This is a genomic window from Nonomuraea sp. NPDC026600 (assembly GCF_040638335.1).
Lineage (GTDB): Bacteria > Actinomycetota > Actinomycetes > Streptosporangiales > Streptosporangiaceae > Nonomuraea.
Map to the genome: position 1 here is coordinate 164,266 of NZ_JBEZYD010000010.1, position 13,525 is coordinate 177,790.

Genomic DNA, 13,525 nt, shown 5'->3' on the forward strand with positions numbered 1-13,525 from the left:
GTGCTGACGGTCACCGGGATCTCGCGCTCCTTCGGAGGCGTCTACGCCGTCGGCGACGTCTCGCTGAGCGTCGCCGAGGGCGAGGTGTGCGGGGTCATCGGACCCAACGGCGCCGGCAAGTCCACGCTGTTCAACCTCATCACCGGCCATCTGCCGGCGGACCGGGGCGAGATCACCTTTCTCGGGCGCCGGGTCGAGCGGCTGCCGCCGCACCGGCGGGCCCGGCTCGGCATGTCCATCGTCTTCCAGGGCGCCCGGGTGTTCCGCGGCATGACGGTCAGGGAGAACGTCATGGTCGGGATGCACAGCCGTACCCGGGCCGGGTTCGCCGCGGCGGCGCTGCGGCTGCCCCGCCATCGCGCCGACGAGCGCGAGATCGCCCGTGAGGCGGATCTCGCCCTCGACCGGGTGGGGCTGGCCGAGTGGGCGGACCGGCCCGCCGACCAGCTCCCGATCGGCCAGCAGCGGGCGCTGCAACTGGCCCGCGCCCTGTGCGCGCGGCCCAGGCTGCTGCTGCTCGACGAGCCCGCGTCCGGCCTGCGCGGCGGCGAGCGCGAACGGCTCGCGGCCCTGGTCGAGGAGCTGCGCGCGAGCGGGCTGACCATTCTGCTCATCGAGCACGACGTCGCGTTCGTGACCCGGCTCGCCGACCGCGTCGTCGTCCTCGACCTCGGGCGGGTCATCGCGGACGGCTCTCCGGCCGAGGTACGCGCGGATCCGCTCGTACTCGCCGCCTATCTCGGACAGGCTTCATGATCGACGTCTGCGACCTGGTCGTCTCGTACGGCGCGGCCACCGCGCTCGATCACGTCACGCTCTCGGTGGCGCGCGGCGAGATGGTCGCGCTGCTCGGTCCGAACGGCGCGGGCAAGTCGACACTGGCCAACACCCTGGCGGGCCTGCTCACCCCGGCGTCCGGCACCGTGCGGATCGGCGGCCGGCTGGCGCTCATCCCCGAGGGCCGCCAGGTTTTTCCGGATTTGTCGGTCGCCGACAACCTCGCCCTCGGCGGCTGGCGCTCCGGCCTGCGCGACCCCTCCCCCGTCTACCGGCTGCTGCCCCAGCTCGCCGAGCTGTCCCGCCGGCGCGCGGGCGTGCTGTCGGGCGGCGAACAGCAGATGGTGGCCTTCGGCCAGGCCCTGATGTCGCGGCCCGACGTGCTCGTGGTCGACGAGCTGTCGCTGGGGCTGGCCCCCCTGCTCACCGCGAAGCTGGCGGGTCACCTGGTCGAGCTCAACCGGACGCTGGGCCTGACGGTGCTGCTCATCGAGCAGAACGCGCGGCTGGCCTTCGAGCTGTGCGAGCGGGCGTACGTCCTGGAAGGAGCCCGCGTGGTGGCCGAGGGCGAATGCGCCGAACTGGCCGACGACCCGCGCGTGGCCGGCGCGTACCTGGGCGGGGCGATCACATGAGCGCGTTCATCGGTTACCTGCTCAACGGCCTGGCAGTCGGGTGCGCGATCGCGCTCATCGCCAGCGGGCTGGTCACCATCTACCGGGTCACCGGGGTGGTCAACTTCGCCCAGGGCACCTTCGCCGTCGTCGCCGGGCTCTGCACCTCCTCGCTGCTGGGGCTCGGCGTCCCCCACGGGGTCAGCGAGGTCGCCGCCGTCCTGGTCGCCGCGCTCGCGGGGCTCCTGACCGGTCTGGCCGCCACCGGCAAGCGGGACACCACCCCGTTGTCGTCGCTCATCATCACGCTCGGCGCAGGCGTCCTGGCATACGCCGTGGAGATCGTCCTGTGGGGCGACCAGCCGCGCTCGGCTCCCGGCCTGGCCGGCTCCGTGACCATCGCCGGGGCTCATGTCCAGACCCAGCATCTGCTCGTCATCTCCGTCGCCGCGGCGACGTTCGTCCTGCTCGTCCTCTTCTTCGGCCGCACCTACCTGGGCAAGGCGCTGACCGCGTGCGCCTCCAACCCCTTCGCCGCCCGCGTGATCGGCATCGACACCCGGCTGATGGGCCTGCTGGCCTTCGCCCTGGGCGGGCTGCTCGGCGGCATCGCCGGAGTGCTGGTCACGCCACTGCGGCCCATCTCGTTCGACACCGACGTCACGCTCATCGTCAACGGCTTCGCCGCCGCCGTGTTCGGCGGGCTCACCCGTCCGGCCGTCGCGCTCGGCGGCGCGCTGCTGCTCGGCGTCGCCGAGACCATGGCCGCGGGGTACGGGTACGGATCTCACCAACTGGAGGTCGCCCTGGGTCTCATGCTCGTGGTCATGGTCGTACAGGCGAGCCGCCGATCGACCATCCACCAGGAGGCGGTATGAAACGCCTGGCCGGCGGGCTGCTGATCGCCGCCGTCACGCTCGCCCTGCCCGCTGTGCTGGACGACAGCTCGCTGGCCGTGTACATCCTGCTCGGCCTGGCTGCCATGGTCACGGTCGGGGTCTCCCTGCTCATGGGATACGCCGGGCAGGTCTCGCTCGGTCAGGGCGCCTTCTACGCCATCGGCGCCTACACCGCCGCCCTGCTCGCGCTGAACGGCGTCCCTCCCCTGGTCGGGCTGGTCGCCGCCCCCGTCGCGGCGGCCGCGTTCGCCCTCGTGATCGGCACGCCGCTGCTGCGGCTCCGCGGCCACCACCTGGCCTTCGCCACCCTGGCCATGCAGCTGATCCTGCTCTCCCTGGCCGGGCAACTGGACGTCACCGGCGGCGACATCGGGTTGCAGGCCATCCCCCAGTTCGGCATCGGCTCGTTCGAGGCGGGCAGCGCGTCGGCGTACGCCTACCTGACGTGGGCGGGCCTGGCGCTGGTGATGCTCGTGACGCACAACGTGATCACCTCCCGGCCGGGCCGGGCCCTGCGCGCCCTGGCCACCAGCGAGACCGCCGCCGCCTCCGCCGGCATCCCGGTCGGCCGCTACAAGCTCGTCGTGTTCGCGCTGTCGGCCGCCTTCGCCGGCCTGGCGGGCGGCATCTACTGCTTCTACACCGGGTACGTCGCGCCGGGGTCGTTCCCGGTGCTCATCTCGATCCAGTACATCGTCATGGCCGTCGTCGGCGGGCTGGGCACGGTCTGGGGAGCCGTCGTCGGGGCCACCGCGATCACGCTGCTGGTGCAGGGGCTCGACCGGGTCGCGAGCCTGCCGGGGATGCCCACGTACGCGCCGAGCGTGCTGTCGTACGCGGTCTACGCGCTCGTCCTCATCCTCGTCGTCCTCTTCCTGCCCCGGGGGCTGCTGCCCACGTTCACCCGCGCACGATGGAGATTGTTTTCCGGCAGGGGCTGAAAAACGGCGGTGTGCTGATCTGGAATACCAGTGAACCTCTAATGGGGCGCACTGCGTACATCGTGGCAATCGACTTTCCGGAGACGGCCATGAGAATCCGGTACCTAGCCATTTTCTTCGCACTTTCCGGCGTCACCGCGTGTAATGGCGGCGAACCCGCGCAACCGGCTTTCGCGGGTGGCACACTGCCCTCTGCCGCGGCCTTCGCCCCGATCCCCCAGCCCGAGGCCAAGCGCATTCTCGACCAGTACGAGAGCCTGGCGAAGCAGGCGAACTGGAAGTCCGCGGAAGCCGGACTCTCGTTGCAACTGACCAACGCCGACAACCGGGTGAACGCACTGCTCGGCGAACGCCCAGAGAAGCGACCCACCATCACCAAGACGCGGTTCGCGATTCCGCCGAGTGGTGCCTGGTTCATGGCCGAGTACAAGACCGGGTCGAACTGGACACAATTGATCTTCCAGAAGACCGCCGAGGGGTGGCGTGTGGTCTCCGGCTCCGTGGCACGGCCACCCGACATCGCGACGGACCCCAACGGTCTCGCCACCGCCCTGAACGTGGACCAGCGCGGCGGCCTGGCCGTCTCTCCCCGGCAGGCGGCCGAGGCCCACACGCGCCTGATGAGCACGCTGGGCGAGGACGCGGCCGCCCAGCGGATGTTCGCCTCCGGTGACTACACCACCGAGCTCGTCGCCGCCCTGCGGAGCGACCGGCAGAAGGCTCGTGGTCAGTGGACGCTGAAATACCAGCCGCAGCTCGTACCGGAGATCTTCGCGCTCGAGACGTCGGACGGCGGCGCCGTGGTCTGGTACGGCGTGCGCCAGCAGGACACCTACACCGCCCGTCCCGGCGCGGCGGAGCTGAGGCTGACGCAGCGCGGATGGGCGGCGCTGAGCCGCGGCGCGTTTTACAAGTCCAAGGTCACCATGAAGAGCGGAGCCATTTACGTCGCGGTCATTCCTCCGTCGTCCGGGAAGGTGCGGGTCATCAGTCAGTGGTTCTCGCCGTTCAGCATCAACGGATCATGAATTCAGCGCTTCGATCAGCCACCCGCGCAGGATTTCCAGCGCGGCGATCTTCTCCTCCACAACGGTGAGCTTCCGGGCGATGACCCGCGCGCTGTCGGCACAGATGGGCCCGTCGGGGAGGCCCTCACCCCCAGCAGGTTCGTGGCGAGCTGCTCCTCGGCGACCTTCCTGTCGATCGCCGCAAGTGCCGCCCGCGGCGGCGAAGCGCCGCGGCATGGCCCGGCCTATCCCAGTACCGCCACCAGTGATGAGCACGGCCCGGCCGTGAAGGGTGTCTACCATGTGCGGGACGCTGAACCCGGCCCCTGGGGTCAAGGTCAAGTGCGGAGCCCACTCGTACGGGTTTGCGGCTGCGCCAAAATGTGTGCTATGGTCTGAACGTTGCAGTTGTGGTACCCATAAAGACTTGTGCGCACCTGACCTAGCAAGATGTTCAGGTGCGTTTTTTGTTTGCCGGTCATCTCCGGATGGGCTCATCAAAGCGACACAGGGTCCGTAAAGTGCGGATCCCGTATCTGCAACCATCAGAAGGAGATCGATATGGCATCCGGAACCGTGAAGTGGTTCAACTCGGAAAAGGGCTTCGGCTTCATCGCGCAGGACGGCGGCGGCGCCGACGTCTTCGCCCACTACTCCAACATCATCGCCAATGGCGGCTACCGTGAGCTGACCGAGGGCCAGAAGGTGGCCTTCGACGTCGTCCAGGGCCAGAAGGGCCCGCAGGCGGAGAACATCGTTCCCGCCTAGTCACGGCGCATGCCTTAAGCCGGGGCCCGCATCCGCATGGATGCGGGCCCTGACTGCGTTCGGACGCCGTATCGTGCGACAATTGTCCTGGTCAGGCCGCTTCAATCTCCCCCCGTGAGCAGGACGATGGAGAGGGACGGCCATGGACATCAGGCCGCAGGCGGTGGTCATCCCGAAGGAGACCGACCGGCTGGAGCAGGGGAAGTACGGCCCCGTCTACCCGCGCACCCCGGCATGTCACGGGTTCACCGTCATCGCGAAGGTCAAACCCGGCCGGGCCGATGCCATCCGAGAGTACGGCTACACGCTCGCCAAGGCCCTGGAAGGCGATCCGTATCTCCTCGCGCCGCTCAAGCTGCACTACCTGCGCTGGGTCCTCTTCGACGACGACACGCGCTTCATGTACCAGGGGATCTTCGACACCGACTTCGACAAGTACACCGAAGACGCCATCGCGCTGTTCAGCAAGGCGGGCGTGAGTACGGCCTTCGAGAACCTCGAAGGCTTCCCCGAGGACTGGAAGACCAACCCCGAGGCGTTCATCACGTTCGTCCGCGAGCATCACTGCCCGAGCTTCATCGAGTACGGCGAGTATCCGTACGTCACCGCGGATGAGATCAAAAAGGCTCTGCGGATCAAGAGCGCCCTGTCGGAGATGCTCGACCAACTGCAGTGAGAGCCGCCGGCGCCACTCGGAGGCGAGATGAGCGAGTTCAGAACGGCGCGCACCTACAACCAGAACCACGTACCGCGTCCGTACACGCCCGGCCGGCGGCGGTTGAGCATCTACGTCGCATGGAGCTATCCAGCCGAGGCGGGCCGGAACCTGGCCGAGCTGGACAACCGGTTCTCCACGATGACCGAAGTGCGCCGCGTGACCTGGCCGGCCTACGAGGACCGGAAATGGTCGGATCCGCTGCGGTTCCAGCAAGGCATCGCGGGCGGGCTGGAGCTGTTCTTCTGGGGCTGGTTGCCTTTCCAGCAGTTCGTCCAGGAGACCACCGGACATCCCGTGCCCGTGTACCAACGCGTCGACCAGGCCGGATTCCACACCCCTCTGGACGAGCGGGTGCTGGCCGACACCGACACGATGTTCGTGTGGGGGCTGGACCACATGATCACCGGGCAGGACGCCACACCCGGCGAGATCGAGGCGGTGCGTGACTTCCTCACCCGCGAAGGGACCTGCCTGGCCCTGGGGCCGCATCATGACGTCGGCGCGTCGGACGACATGGCGGTGCGCGAGATCGAATATCGGCACCACGGTGACGCGCTGGTGCCCCGCCAGCAACGCTTCGGCAGGTACACCCGATCGCTGATCGCCGGTCTGGGAGTGCCCGTCGAGAACCGCTACGGCCTGCGTCCCGCGGTGACGGAAGGGAAGAAGAGCGCCCCTCTGTCCATCGCCCGGGATCTGGACACCAAGAGGTGGTTGGAGGGCGTGTCCAGCTTCAACTTCCACATGCACCTGCCCCACTACGCCGTGACCACCGACGACCCGAACGTCATCCACGTGCTGGGCAGACAGCCGATCGACCTGTCCAGACCGCATCCCTTCACGGAGGCCGGAAACACCGAGTTCAACATGTTCCTGTGGATGCCGCCCAGCGGTGACCGGGCCGGTGACGTGATCATGGCCGACACCACGATCTTCAGCTCGCTGTTCGGCGTCGACGAAAGCCTGCGCGCCTTCTGGAACAACATCGTCTCGGCCAAGTAGCGCGGGAAGAGCGAAGCAGCCGGAAGAGCGATGCAGCGGGAAAAGCGGAGCAGCGGGAAGGAGGCGAGGTCGCGGTGAGCGAGCGAACCCACGTCAGGCTCGAACTCGACGACATCCAGCGCGGGGTCCTCAGCCCCCGGCCGAGCCCGTACGCGGCCACCTACATCCTGTTCCGCATCGACGACCGCGGGCGCGGGCGCGAGCTGATGCGACGCGTCAGCGCCGTGGTGACCTCGGCCGCCGACACGGTGAGCCCGCTGGGTGAGACCTGGGTCAGTGTCGCGCTCACCTACCACGGCCTCAAGGCGCTCGGAGTGCCGCACGAGTCACTGGAGACGTTCGCCTGGGAGTTCCGGCAGGGCATGGCCGCACGCGCCAAGGCGCTGGGCGACGTCGGCGAGAGCGCCCCCGAGAACTGGGAGGCGCCGCTGGGCACGCCTGAGGTCCACATGGCGCTGGTGGCACTCGCTCCTGACAGTGGGCACCTGGAGGCCGCCATCGACCGCGCCCGACCGGCCTACGACGCCCTCCCCGGTGTGACGGCCATCTGGCGCCAGAACTGCCACGCGTTGCCCACCGAGACCGAACCCTTCGGCTACCGCGACGGCATCAGCCATCCGGCCGTCGAGGGCAGCGGCATCGCCGGATCCAACAGGCTGGAGGTGCCGCTCAAGGCCGGCGAATTCGTGCTCGGCTACCCTGACGAGCTCGGCGGCGTCCAGACGCCGAAGCCCGAGGTGCTCGGCCGCAACGGCACCTACGTGGTCTTCCGCAAGCTCCACCAGCGCGTCGCCCTGTTCCGGCGCTACCTGAAGGACAACGCCACCAGCCCCGAGGACGAGGAGCTCCTGGCAGCCAAGATCATGGGCCGCTGGCGCGGCGGCGCGCCCCTGGCGCTCAGCCCGCTGCACGACGATCCCGTCCTCGGCGCCGACCCGTACCGCAACAACAGCTTCCTGTACGAGCAGGACGATCCGACCGGCTTCACCACTCCCGGCGGCAGCCATATCCGACGGGGCAACCCCCGGGACGCGGCGGTGGCCGGAGTGCCGAGGCTGCACCGGATGATCAGACGCGGCACCGCCTACGGCCCGCTGCTGCCCGAGGGCGTCCTGGAAGACGACGGGGCCGACCGCGGGCTGATGTTCGCCTTCGTCGGGGCGCATCTGGGGCGGCAGTTCGAGTTCGCCCAGTCCGAATGGATGAACGACGGCGTCTTCTTCGGCGCGGGCGACGCGCGGGATCCCGTCATCGGCTCCCGCGACGGCTCCGGCGATTTCACCATCCCCCGGCGTCCCGTACGGCGACGCCTGGTCTCGCTGCCGCAGTTCGTCGTCACGCGCGGCGGCGAATACTGCTTCATGCCGGGACTGACCGCGCTGCGCCGGCTCGGCGACCTCACGGACTGAGCGCGGCGACGCCCGGTATCACCAGCATGACCGTCATGGTCTTCCTGGAGCGGCTCATCTGAACCGGCGGACGCCCCAACCGAGCAGGGCGAAACACCCGCCCCAGCCGCCGATGGCGAGCACGGCGGCGACCGGCCCCCACGCCACGAGGGAGGGCATGAGGACGACGAACACGTACAGGCCCGTGATGAGCGGCGCGAATCTCCCGACGCCCGGCCGGCCGCCGTGTCGCACTGTGGCGACGCCCGCCACCACCAAGCCGAGTCCGGACAGCGGCGTGGCCAATCCGAAGATCGTGCCGGCCACCACCGTCGACGCGAAGGCCATCAGCTCGGCCGGGACGAACGCGGCGACCGCCAGGGCGGTCACCCAGAAGCCGATCCTGGCGACCACGCCGGACGCCGATCGTGCCAGCAGGAAGAACCCGGCCGCCTGGGGCACGTGGATGAGAGACAGGACCACCGTCCACCAGAGCGGGGATCGGCTGTCAAAGCCCAGCGAGGGGATCAGGACCGCGACGAAGCCCGCCACGGCCTGCAGCCCGCCACCGGCGACCAGCCAGGGAGCCGGGCCTTTCATCGGCAGTTGTCGTCTGCCGGCGGGACACTGCTGAACGTGATCGCCTTCCGGAAGCTCAACCTGACCCGAAGAACGAGGCATCCGCGCTGGTCGTAGGCGTCGATGAGGTGCGTCCGGGCTTTGTCATAGAGGTAGGAGAAGCTCATGAGGCACGCGGCAGCGATGATCTTGTTTGGTACGCCTACACAGATCAGCTGAGCCACGGCCTGGGTGGTCCATTCCGTGCCCTCGAGCCTGGTCTTGATCGAAGCGGTTCGTACCCGGCTGAAGTAGTAGGCGCAGGTGGTTCCCGAGCACCTCAGCCCGGACGGCCGGGTTCCGCTCTGGTTCGCCGCACTGACCCGAGACGAGGCCGGTGCCGGCTGAGCCCGGACGTCGGTGCCGAGGAGCGTCAGGACGATGGCGGACGCGATGATCGTGGTGGTGAACATGTGGCGCACGAGACATGCCCTTTCTGGATGAGATTGGATGATGCGGTCTCGACGCTCGGCGTCCGACGACGTGTCCGGCAACGGCCACGGACACTTTCCCGAACGAGCCGTTGAACCCGCAGGTGGCGCCCTATGCTCGGGACGCGAGACATGTCCGGCACCGCCGGACACCTGGTGGAATCCGGGGGCTTGACTGGGGCGAGGTGCTCACGTGCGCGACGATGCGGATCCCCGTCTGCGATTCGCCGAACGGCTCCGGGCGTTGAAGGACGCGACCGAGGTCTCGGTCCGCGATCTGGAGGTCGCCAGTGCCCGAACCCCGCGCCGCCGCGCCGGGCAGCCACCGCTGCGGTTGAAACGCAGCACGATCGCCGGAATGATCAGCAGGACCCGCCCGGTGCGCCCGGAGCAGGAACATGTCGAGGTATTCGTCGACACCTGCCTGCGCATAGTCAGGGGATCCGGCCGGACCCTCCCCGACGAGCTGGGCGAACGCCAGGCCTGGGATGCGGCCTATTGGGAGTTGCTAGGACAGCTGGCCGAAATACGCAGCGGCAGGCGGCTGTCCCGCGAGCCGGCCAAGCGGCTACCGGCGGAAACCGGCGACCGCACGGGGCGACCCGACTCGGCGGGCTCGGCCTCCGAACGCCCGGCAGCCGAGCCGGCGCCGTCGTACGACACCCGGTCACACCCCTCGCCGCCACCCCGCCGGCGCAAGGCCGGTCCCGCGCCGGTGACACCGGATGCGATCGTGGTCGCCAAGGAGGTACTGGCCGGGCTGGTCGGCCAGCAGTGGCGCACGGAGGCGATGCTGCGGTCGCTGGACGACCCCGATCCCATCCCCGTACGCTGGCGACTGACCAGTGACGACCGGCTGATGGATCATCCGGCGAACCTCACCGCGGCCTCGCCGCCACTGACCGCCTCCAGCGACGACATCGCCACCATGATCCGGCACTTCCGCGCGATGCGCCGCCGTCGCCTGGTGATCCTGGGCGGGCCGGGCACCGGCAAGACCACCCTGGCGGTTCAACTACTGCGCGAGCTGCTGGTGACCCGTCAAAGCCATGGGGATGAGCCGGTTCCGGTGCTGCTGCCCGTGGCCGATTGGGACACTGGAACGTTCCCGCTCCTGCAGGATTGGCTGGCGGCGCGGCTGGCGCGAGACTATCCGGCGCTGCGCACCACGAGCCTGAGCTCCGAAGCACCTGCGGCCCTGGCGATGCGCGGACAGATCCTGCCAGTGTTGGACGGCCTGGACGAGCTGCCCACAACCGCCCAGTCCGCCATCATCGCCGCACTCAACCGATCCCTCAGCGGGACCGACCAGCTCATCATGACCAGCCGTACCCTCGAATACCGGAACGCCGTCGAGAGCGCCGGGGACGTGCTCACCTCGGCGGTGGTCATCGAGCCCGACCCCCTGAGCCCCGCCGCGGCCGCCGAATACCTGCGACGTTGCCTGCCCGTCCGGCCAGGACCGGCTTGGGAGCAGATCTTCACCGGCCTGTGCGCCGTCCCCGTCCCTGAGACCGGCCCGATCGGCGCGCTGGCGGAGATCACCGCCACTCCGCTCGGGCTGTGGCTGCTGCGCGCCGGCTACATCACCCCGCACGCCACCCCGGCGGTGCTGCTCGATGCCGCCCGCTTTCCCGATCTCCCCACCCTGCGCGCCCACCTCTTCGACCGGCTCATCCCAGCGCTGATCGACACCCGCCCGCCCAGCGTCCATGAGGCCGACCTGTTCCGGCCGCGCCACCACCATGACCCCGACCAGGTACGGCGCAGGCTCAGCTACCTTGCCCACCACCTCACTCACCCCCGCGACGCTGACGGCGCTCCCCGGACCCGCGACCTGGCCTGGTGGCGGCTGGCCCGCTCCGCTCATGCCGTAACGCGCCCGATCAGGTTCGCCATCGGCCTGATCATCGCGCTCGTGATCGCGATCGCTTCGACGGTCGCGATCGGGCTCACCGAGGGGCTCGAGACAGTTCTGACCGACGGCCTGGCCTATGGGTCGGCGTTCGGCCTCACCGCCGGGCTCGTGGTCGCTTTCGCGACGCGTTCCTGGTCGCTGCAGCCGCCGGGCTTCGCCGCCCTGAGCCTGCGCGGCCGCCGACCCAGACCCGCGTTCAGACCGGTGCGCGGGTTGGTTCTCGGCCTGGCCGCCGGGCTGGCGATGGTGGTCATGATGTGGCTCACTGTCGGTCCCGTCCTTTCCACCCTCGTCGCCGGGGCCGTCTCCGCGCTCGCGGTCGGCCTCGCCTACGGCACCGCGTCCGGGTTCGCCGCCTGGGCGGAGGCCCCGACCCCGGAAGGGCAGGCCAGCACGCCAATGACCAGTTGGCGAGCCGACCGGACGCTCAACCTCGTGCGCGCCGGCACGATCGGCTTCACCGGCGCCCTGACCGGCGGCCTGGCAGGAGGGCTCGGAGCCGGGCTCACCGACACCCCCGCGTTCGGGGTCTCGGTCGGGCTTGTGTACGCGCTCGCCTTCGGTCTCACCGCCGGGCTCGCGGCCGGGCATCACCACGCCTGGATGGCCTACCTGATCGCTACCAGCCGTCTTGCCCTGGCCGGCCGGCTTCCCCGCAAGCTGATGCTGTTCCTGGACGACGCGCACCGCCTCGGCCTGTTGCGCGCGGTCGGCCCGATCTACCAGTTCCGCCACGCCGAACTCCAGGACCATCTGGCCGCCGCTCACCACTCCGAAGGGGAGGAATAGGAGCCGGAGCTGAGCTGCGGAACCTGCGGGCTGAAGGCTCAGTAGCCGGCAGGCGCCGGCCAGTGGCGTTCAACCCCGATCTTGTCCAGTTCCCCGGTGAACTCCGCCAGCAACGCCTCCCGCTCCCTGACCTCCTGCGGTTCCACCCCCCGGCGCAGGCAGTACGCCGCCAGGTGGCCCGCGACCTCACCCACATTCCATTCCACCGGGTGCAGGCGGAAACACCCGTTGGAGATGTGCGTGGTGCCGAGGTTCTTCCCCGCGGGCAGCAGGTTGCGCATCCTGACAGGCAGCAACGCGCCGAGCGGGATCTCGAAGGGCACACTGGCGATGTCGATGTAGTTGTCCCCGCCGGTCGACGGGTGCAGGTCGATGCGATAGGCGCCGACCCCGACGGAGTCATGGTGCCGCACCGTGCCGCGGTCACCGACGATGGCCCTGGCGACGTGGTGCTCGGTGACGGTGGTGACCGCGCGGATGCGCCTCGACTCCCTGACGTAGGCGGACTTCGCCAGCCCGTCGGCGGTGCCGACCACGTCGTGGCGGAGCCGGAGCCCGGGGAAACCGGTGCCGCCGTCAGGACGGGGCGCTTCGGTCTGGAGCCAGTACAGCAAGGACAGCGACAGTTGCTTGGCCTCCCGGTGCGCCAGCGCGGCCGTGTCGGCATCCACCTCGATGATCGGGCGCAGCCAGTAGTCGTTCAGCGGCCAGTTGACCAAGGTGATGTCGGAAGCGGTGAACCCGGGCTCGAACAGGTCGCGGGCGAGGATCCTGCGGAACATCCACAGGTCCTTGTCCCCTGATTGGGCGCTCTGGTCGGCCAGCACCCCGCGGGGGTCACCGGGCGGGTTGGGGTCGAACCAGCGGGCTTCGGGCTCCAGGGTGCGCGGGTCCGGTGCGCTGAAGCCGAGCAGCGGCCCGGGCCAGAAGCCAGGCCGGTAGTCGCGCCAGAATCCGTAGTCCACCGGCCGGTCGATGACGTGGTTCTCGCCCTCGTGGTGGGAGACGGCGAAGCAGTAGGTGATGCCCTGCATGTTCAGCGGCTGGTACTCCTCCGGCGCGTGCGGCTCGTCGTGCTCGCTCCTGGCCTCCGCGCCCGTGACGTACTCCGTCTTCGCCAGCGGCAGCAACTCGCCGGTCTCCGTCGCGTCGAGGACATAGGCGGCGGCGATGGTGTGCGAGTCGCCGGAGCGGGTGTCCAGCAGCGTGACGGCCCGGACGCGGTCGCCGTCCACCTCGACGTCGACGGGGCGGTGTTCCAGGAGGACGCGCAGCCGCCCGGCGGCCAGGTGGGGGGCCAGCATGGCCTTGAGGATCGCCAGGGAGACGCGCGGCTCGTGGCACAACTTGCTGACATATCCGGCACCGGGGTTCAGCTCGCGCCAGCGCCGTGCGCCGCCGGTCATGGGGTACCAGTGCCGGTAGTAGTCGCGGATGGAGCCGCGCACCTCACGATAGGTGGCGGTGGCTCCGTAGCTCTCGATCCACGGATGCTCGTCAGGGGGTACGGCCTGCGCGGTGAGCTGGCCACCGAGCCAGTCCGTCTCTTCGGTGAGGACGACGTCGTGGCCCGCGCGGCAGGCGGCCAGGGCCGCGGCGACGCCGCCGAGCCCACCGCCGACGATGAGGATGTCGGTCATGGGTGGTGCCTTTCC

Annotated in this window: 14 protein-coding genes; 10 read left to right on the top strand and 4 right to left on the bottom strand. The window is 69.6% G+C overall.

Annotated features, from left to right (window positions below; translation table 11 throughout):
* Genes AB0F17_RS24345 through AB0F17_RS24365 form a run of 5 tightly spaced genes read left to right on the top strand, consistent with a single transcriptional unit; the run spans position 1 to position 4,259 of the window.
* The gene (locus AB0F17_RS24345) at positions 1-756 is read left to right on the top strand and encodes an ABC transporter ATP-binding protein (RefSeq protein ID WP_358026588.1); all 756 of its coding nucleotides are present in this window, start codon (positions 1-3) and stop codon (positions 754-756) included.
* Positions 753-1,412 (top strand): ABC transporter ATP-binding protein, encoded by a 660-nt coding sequence (locus AB0F17_RS24350; protein WP_358026590.1) that lies wholly within the window; start codon positions 753-755, stop codon positions 1,410-1,412. The genes AB0F17_RS24345 and AB0F17_RS24350 overlap by 4 nt, the downstream gene beginning before the upstream one ends.
* Positions 1,409-2,269, top strand: coding sequence for a branched-chain amino acid ABC transporter permease (locus AB0F17_RS24355; protein ID WP_358026593.1), 861 nt, complete (start codon positions 1,409-1,411; stop codon positions 2,267-2,269). Before AB0F17_RS24350 ends, AB0F17_RS24355 begins: the two co-directional genes overlap by 4 nt.
* On the top strand, positions 2,266-3,231 hold the full coding sequence (locus AB0F17_RS24360; protein WP_358026596.1) for a branched-chain amino acid ABC transporter permease: 966 nt from the start codon (positions 2,266-2,268) through the stop codon (positions 3,229-3,231). The genes AB0F17_RS24355 and AB0F17_RS24360 overlap by 4 nt, the downstream gene beginning before the upstream one ends.
* Complete coding sequence (locus tag AB0F17_RS24365) at positions 3,204-4,259, top strand: hypothetical protein (RefSeq protein WP_358026599.1); 1,056 nt, start codon at positions 3,204-3,206, stop codon at positions 4,257-4,259. Before AB0F17_RS24360 ends, AB0F17_RS24365 begins: the two co-directional genes overlap by 28 nt.
* On the opposite strand, the gene AB0F17_RS24370 is transcribed toward AB0F17_RS24365, so the two are convergent.
* Positions 4,254-4,541 carry a hypothetical protein gene (locus AB0F17_RS24370; RefSeq protein WP_358026602.1) on the bottom strand — a complete coding sequence of 96 codons (288 nt, stop codon included), beginning with the start codon at positions 4,539-4,541 and terminating at the stop codon, positions 4,254-4,256. The genes AB0F17_RS24365 and AB0F17_RS24370 overlap by 6 nt on opposite strands.
* A gap of 258 nt (positions 4,542-4,799) precedes the next feature.
* On the opposite strand from AB0F17_RS24370, the gene AB0F17_RS24375 reads away from it, so the two are divergent.
* The 4 genes from AB0F17_RS24375 (at position 4,800) to AB0F17_RS24390 (ending at position 8,135) form a co-directional block, all read left to right on the top strand.
* Positions 4,800-5,006, top strand: coding sequence for a cold-shock protein (locus AB0F17_RS24375; RefSeq protein ID WP_214643218.1), 207 nt, complete (start codon positions 4,800-4,802; stop codon positions 5,004-5,006).
* A 142-nt stretch (positions 5,007-5,148) separates the two neighbouring features.
* Complete coding sequence (locus tag AB0F17_RS24380) at positions 5,149-5,682, top strand: hypothetical protein (protein ID WP_358026605.1); 534 nt, start codon at positions 5,149-5,151, stop codon at positions 5,680-5,682.
* Between the two features lie 27 nt (positions 5,683-5,709).
* Complete coding sequence (locus AB0F17_RS24385) at positions 5,710-6,726, top strand: hypothetical protein (protein WP_358026608.1); 1,017 nt, start codon at positions 5,710-5,712, stop codon at positions 6,724-6,726.
* Between the two features lie 74 nt (positions 6,727-6,800).
* Entirely contained in the window at positions 6,801-8,135 is a 1,335-nt protein-coding gene (locus AB0F17_RS24390; protein ID WP_358026611.1) for a peroxidase, read from the top strand.
* Positions 8,136-8,189: 54 nt separating this feature from the next.
* Here AB0F17_RS24390 and AB0F17_RS24395 read toward each other — a convergent pair whose 3' ends face one another.
* Both AB0F17_RS24395 and AB0F17_RS24400 read right to left on the bottom strand, forming a co-directional pair.
* Positions 8,190-8,714: a hypothetical protein gene (locus AB0F17_RS24395; RefSeq protein WP_358026614.1), complete on the bottom strand. Its 525-nt coding sequence runs from the start codon at positions 8,712-8,714 to the stop codon at positions 8,190-8,192.
* Positions 8,711-9,145 carry a hypothetical protein gene (locus AB0F17_RS24400; RefSeq protein WP_358026617.1) on the bottom strand — a complete coding sequence of 145 codons (435 nt, stop codon included), beginning with the start codon at positions 9,143-9,145 and terminating at the stop codon, positions 8,711-8,713. The genes AB0F17_RS24395 and AB0F17_RS24400 overlap by 4 nt, the downstream gene beginning before the upstream one ends.
* 211 nt (positions 9,146-9,356) lie before the next feature.
* Here AB0F17_RS24400 and AB0F17_RS24405 point away from each other — a divergent pair, with 211 nt between their 5' ends.
* A complete protein-coding gene (locus tag AB0F17_RS24405; protein WP_358026619.1) occupies positions 9,357-11,870 on the top strand; it encodes an NACHT domain-containing protein in 2,514 nt (837 codons plus the stop codon).
* 38 nt (positions 11,871-11,908) lie between these two features.
* On the opposite strand, the gene AB0F17_RS24410 is transcribed toward AB0F17_RS24405, so the two are convergent.
* On the bottom strand, positions 11,909-13,510 hold the full coding sequence (locus tag AB0F17_RS24410; protein ID WP_358026622.1) for an FAD-dependent oxidoreductase: 1,602 nt from the start codon (positions 13,508-13,510) through the stop codon (positions 11,909-11,911).
* Between the last annotated feature and the right edge of the window lie 15 nt (positions 13,511-13,525).

Coding starts and splice junctions, on each gene's coding strand:
- AB0F17_RS24380 (WP_358026605.1), top strand. CDS start 5,149: ATGGACATCAGGCCGCAGGCGGTGGTCATCCCGAAGGAGACCGACCGG.
- AB0F17_RS24365 (WP_358026599.1), top strand. CDS start 3,204: ATGGAGATTGTTTTCCGGCAGGGGCTGAAAAACGGCGGTGTGCTGATC.
- AB0F17_RS24385 (WP_358026608.1), top strand. CDS start 5,710: ATGAGCGAGTTCAGAACGGCGCGCACCTACAACCAGAACCACGTACCG.
- AB0F17_RS24375 (WP_214643218.1), top strand. CDS start 4,800: ATGGCATCCGGAACCGTGAAGTGGTTCAACTCGGAAAAGGGCTTCGGC.
- AB0F17_RS24350 (WP_358026590.1), top strand. CDS start 753: ATGATCGACGTCTGCGACCTGGTCGTCTCGTACGGCGCGGCCACCGCG.
- AB0F17_RS24395 (WP_358026614.1), bottom strand. CDS start 8,714: ATGAAAGGCCCGGCTCCCTGGCTGGTCGCCGGTGGCGGGCTGCAGGCC.
- AB0F17_RS24410 (WP_358026622.1), bottom strand. CDS start 13,510: ATGACCGACATCCTCATCGTCGGCGGTGGGCTCGGCGGCGTCGCCGCG.
- AB0F17_RS24370 (WP_358026602.1), bottom strand. CDS start 4,541: ATGGTAGACACCCTTCACGGCCGGGCCGTGCTCATCACTGGTGGCGGT.
- AB0F17_RS24400 (WP_358026617.1), bottom strand. CDS start 9,145: ATGTTCACCACCACGATCATCGCGTCCGCCATCGTCCTGACGCTCCTC.
- AB0F17_RS24355 (WP_358026593.1), top strand. CDS start 1,409: ATGAGCGCGTTCATCGGTTACCTGCTCAACGGCCTGGCAGTCGGGTGC.
- AB0F17_RS24360 (WP_358026596.1), top strand. CDS start 2,266: ATGAAACGCCTGGCCGGCGGGCTGCTGATCGCCGCCGTCACGCTCGCC.